The sequence below is a fragment of the Luteibacter sp. P4_D7_3 genome (assembly GCF_056401735.1).
In genome coordinates, this window is the sequence record NZ_JBFUIT010000342.1 from 1 (window position 1) to 4,026 (window position 4,026).

Annotated in this window: 3 protein-coding genes; 2 read left to right on the top strand and 1 reads right to left on the bottom strand. The window is 65.4% G+C overall.

Annotated features, from left to right (window positions below; all coding sequences use genetic code 11):
• Window positions 1-26: 26 nt before the first annotated feature.
• Window positions 27-1,262, bottom strand: a complete 1,236-nt coding sequence (gene serA / locus AC1DSN_RS19430) for a phosphoglycerate dehydrogenase (RefSeq protein ID WP_213947880.1) — start codon at window positions 1,260-1,262, stop codon at window positions 27-29.
• 123 nt (window positions 1,263-1,385) lie between these two features.
• Here serA and AC1DSN_RS19435 point away from each other — a divergent pair, with 123 nt between their 5' ends.
• Window positions 1,386-2,768 (top strand): FAD-binding oxidoreductase, encoded by a 1,383-nt coding sequence (locus tag AC1DSN_RS19435; protein WP_477332313.1) that lies wholly within the window; start codon window positions 1,386-1,388, stop codon window positions 2,766-2,768.
• 213 nt (window positions 2,769-2,981) lie between these two features.
• Window positions 2,982-3,938: a prolyl aminopeptidase gene (gene pip / locus AC1DSN_RS19440; RefSeq protein WP_213947882.1), complete on the top strand. Its 957-nt coding sequence runs from the start codon at window positions 2,982-2,984 to the stop codon at window positions 3,936-3,938.
• Window positions 3,939-4,026: the final 88 nt, after the last annotated feature.

Sequence of the window (4,026 nt, forward strand, 5' to 3'; positions counted from 1 at the left end):
CCTCAGTAGAGCGCGCGTGCCTTACCTCAGTAGAGCGCGCGTGCCTTAAGGGTGCCTTCGATCGCCGCCAGTTCGTTACGCAACGAGGCGGCGTGTTCTTCGGTCGTGGTCACGTCGATCACCACGTAGCCCACCTGGCCAGACGTTTGCAGGTACTGGCCGTCGATGTTCACCGCGGCGCGCGAGAACACGTCGTTTACCCGCGACAGCACGCCGGGAATGTTCCGGTGGATGTGCAGCAGGCGGCGGCTGGTCGGGTGACCGGGCAGGGATACCTCGGGGAAATTCACCGCAGAGAGTGTGCTGCCGTTGTCGCTGTAACGCACCAGCTTCGACGCCACTTCGATGCCGATGTTCTCCTGAGCCTCGGCAGTGCTGCCGCCGACGTGCGGGGTGAGGATCACGTTGTCCATGCCCACCAGTGGCGAGATAAAGGGGTCGGTATTGCCCTTCGGCTCCACGGGGAAGACATCGATGGCCGCGCCGGCCAGGTGCTTCGAGCGCAGCGCGGCAGCGAGCGCATCGATGTCGACGACGGTACCGCGCGACGCGTTCACCAGCATCGAGCCGGGGCGCATGCGGGCGATCTCGGCGGCACCGATCATGTTTTTCGTCTGTGCCGTTTCCGGTACGTGCAGGGTCACCACGTCGGCACGCTCGAGGAGGTCTTCGAGACTCGAGGCCGGCCGGGCGTTGCCCAGCGAAAGCTTGGCTTCCACGTCGTGGAAGATCACCCGCATGCCCAGCGATTCGGCGAGCACGCCAACCTGGGTGCCGATGTGGCCGTAGCCGACGATGCCGAGGACCTTGTCGCGAACCTCAAAGCTGCCGGCTGCCGATTTCGACCAGCCGCCACGGTGGCACTCGGCATTCTTTTCGGGAATGCGGCGTACCAGCATGATCGTCTCGGCGATGACCAGCTCGGCCACGCTGCGGGTGTTGGAGTAGGGCGCGTTGAACACCGGCACGCCCAGGCGCTCGGCTTCCGCGGTATCCACCTGGTTGGTGCCGATGCAGAAGCAGCCGACGGCAATGAGGCGCCGCGCTTCGGCCAGGACCTCGGCCGTAAGGTGGGTGCGCGAGCGGATGCCCACGATGTGCGCGTCGGCAATGCGCTCCTTGAGGTCGTCCTCGGAGAGCGACTTCTCGTGGAACTCGATCTGCGAGTAGCCGGCCTGACGGAAGGTATCCAGCGCGCTGCGGCTGACGCCTTCGAGCAGCAGGACCTTGATGTCTTCTTTCGGGTACGACGTGCGCTTCATGGCCGGGCTTCAGATCCGTGGACGAGAGACTCACTATGCCAGAGAGTGCCGTTCATGTTGCAGCGCAGTGGACGCATGGCCGTCGCGCTGGCACCCTGCCGGGGAACCCCGAGCGAGAGCCCCATGACCGATCCGCGCCTGTCCGAGCTTGCCCGCCTGCTGCCCGAGCTCAAGTTGTCCACCGACCCCGGCGACCTTGAACACCACGGTCGCGACTGGACGCGACGCTGGACGCCCGCTCCTTTGGCGATCGCCTTTCCCGCCTCGATCGAGGAAGTACAGGGCATCGTCCGTTGGGCCAACGGCGAGGGCGTGGGCGTGGTCCCCTCGGGCGGCCGGACGGGCTTGTCGGGCGGTGCCGTCGCGGCGCACGGTGAGATCGTGGTCAGCCTGGACCGGATGAACCGGGTACTCGACTTCGACCCGATCGACCGGACGCTGACCGTACAGCCGGGCATCGCCCTCGAGGCGGTGCACAACGCGGCCCGGGAGCGCGGTCTGCTCTATCCCGTGGATTTTGCCGCCCGCGGGTCCTGTCAGATCGGTGGCAACATCGCGACCAACGCAGGCGGCATCCGGGTCATCCGTTATGGCAATACGCGCCAGTGGATCGCCGGGCTCAAGGTCGTGACGGGCACCGGTGAGCTCCTCGATCTCAACCGTGGCTTGGTCAAGAACGCGTCCGGCTACGACCTGCGCCACCTGGTGATCGGTTCCGAAGGCACGCTCGGACTCGTYGTCGAGGCCACGCTGAGCCTTACCTCCCCGCCGCCGCCCTCTCAGGTCATGCTCCTGGCGGTGCCGGCAATGGACGCGTTGATGAAGGTATTCGCCGAGGCGCAGCACCGCCTGACGCTGGGTGCCTTCGAGTTCTTCACCGATCGCGCCTTGCATCATGTGTTGGCCCACGGTGCGCAGCGACCCTTCGAGGAAACGTATCCGTTCTACGTCGTCACCGAGTTCGACGCGGCGGATGAGAAGGTCGAGGCGGCGGCGCTGGCCTTTTTCGAGTTCTGCCTCGACGAAGGCTGGGTGGTAGACGGCGCGATCAGTTCGAGCGAGGCGCAAGCCGCCGCCCTGTGGCGTCTGCGTGAGGGTATTACGGAGAGTCTCGCGCCCCATAAGCCCTACAAAAATGATGTCTCCGTGCGGATTTCTGCCGTACCGGCCTTCATGGCCGACATGYAGGCCCTGCTCGCGGCGGAGTACCCGCACTTCGAGGTGGTCTGGTTCGGCCACATCGGCGATGGCAACCTGCACATCAACGTGCTTAAGCCGGCCGACCTGGACAACGCGGCGTTTGTCGAACAGTGCGAGCACGTCACCTCATTGCTCGTCGACACGCTTCAACGGCATGGCGGCAGCATCTCCGCCGAGCACGGCATTGGGCTGGTGAAAAAAGCATGGCTGGGCAGCGTACGCAGTGAGGCGGAGATAGCGCTGATGCGGGGCATCAAGGCGATCTGGGATCCGAACGGTGTCATGAATCCCGGGAAGCTGCTGTAACCGGCCCGCTGCCGCGGGATCGCCGCTGAAGCGGCTCCTACCGAGCGGGGGGGCGCGCGTTGCCTTGTGGGAGCCGATTCATCGGCGATGGGTGCTTGCCTCAGACTGGCCCGCTGCCGCGGGATCGCCGATAAATCGGCTCCTACAGGGTGTGGCGTCTGGCGGGGCGCCCCATTAGCCTTGTCATCTCCCCGACATCAAAAGACCGCCCCCATGGCCCAGGACTCCCCCGACCTCTACCCCCCGATCGAGCCCTACAACAGCGGCACGCTCAAGGTCTCCCCGCTGCACACGCTCTACTTCGAGGAAAGCGGCAACCCGCACGGTAAGCCGGTGGTGTTCCTGCATGGTGGCCCGGGCGGCGGCACCAACCCGCGCTGCCGCCGTTTCTTCGACCCCAAGGAGTACCGCATCGTGCTGTTCGATCAGCGCGGCTGCGGCAAATCCACGCCGCACGCCGAACTGACCGACAACACGACCTGGGACCTGGTCGCGGACATCGAGACCCTGCGTGAGCACCTGGGCATCAACACGTGGCAGGTATTCGGTGGTTCATGGGGTTCGACGCTGGCGCTCGCGTATGCGGAAACGCATCCGGCGCATGTGAGCGAGCTCGTGCTGCGCGGCATCTTCATGCTGCGGCGTTCGGAGCTGGAGTGGTTCTACCAGGGCGGCTGCGACATGCTCTACCCGGACGCGTGGGAAACCTTTCTTTCGGCGATTCCGCAGGCCGAACACGGTGACCTGATCAGCGCCTACCATCGCCGGCTTACCAGCAGCGATCCCGCCGTTCGTGTGGCCGCCGCACGTGCGTGGTCGGTGTGGGAAGGTGCGACCAGTTACCTCTACCAGGATGAAGGCCACATCGCTTCCAGTGGCGAAGACGAGTTCGCGCTGGCGTTCGCGCGCATCGAGTGCCACTACTTCGTCAACGCGGGTTTCTTCGAGGTCGACGGACAGCTCCTCCGCGACGTCGGCAAGATTCGCCACATTCCCACGGTGATCGTGCAGGGGCGATATGACGTGGTGTGCCCCGTACGCAGCGCATGGGACTTGCATCGCGCGTTCCCGGAGGCCGATCTGAGAATCGTGCAGGACGCGGGGCATTCGGCGTTCGAGCCGGGGATCGTGCGGGAGTTGGTGCAGGCGACGGATCGGTTTACGCGGTAACGCATCGCCGCTGAAGCGGCTCCCACAGGCAGCCGCTTCGTGGCTACGGCCGGCTTGGTGTGGGAGCCGCTTCAGCGGCGATGGTTGC

Bases quoted from the DNA above. Each gene is read 5' to 3' on its own strand.
- pip (WP_213947882.1), top strand. From the start codon at position 2,982: ATGGCCCAGGACTCCCCCGACCTCTACCCCCCGATCGAGCCCTACAAC.
- serA (WP_213947880.1), bottom strand. From the start codon at position 1,262: ATGAAGCGCACGTCGTACCCGAAAGAAGACATCAAGGTCCTGCTGCTC.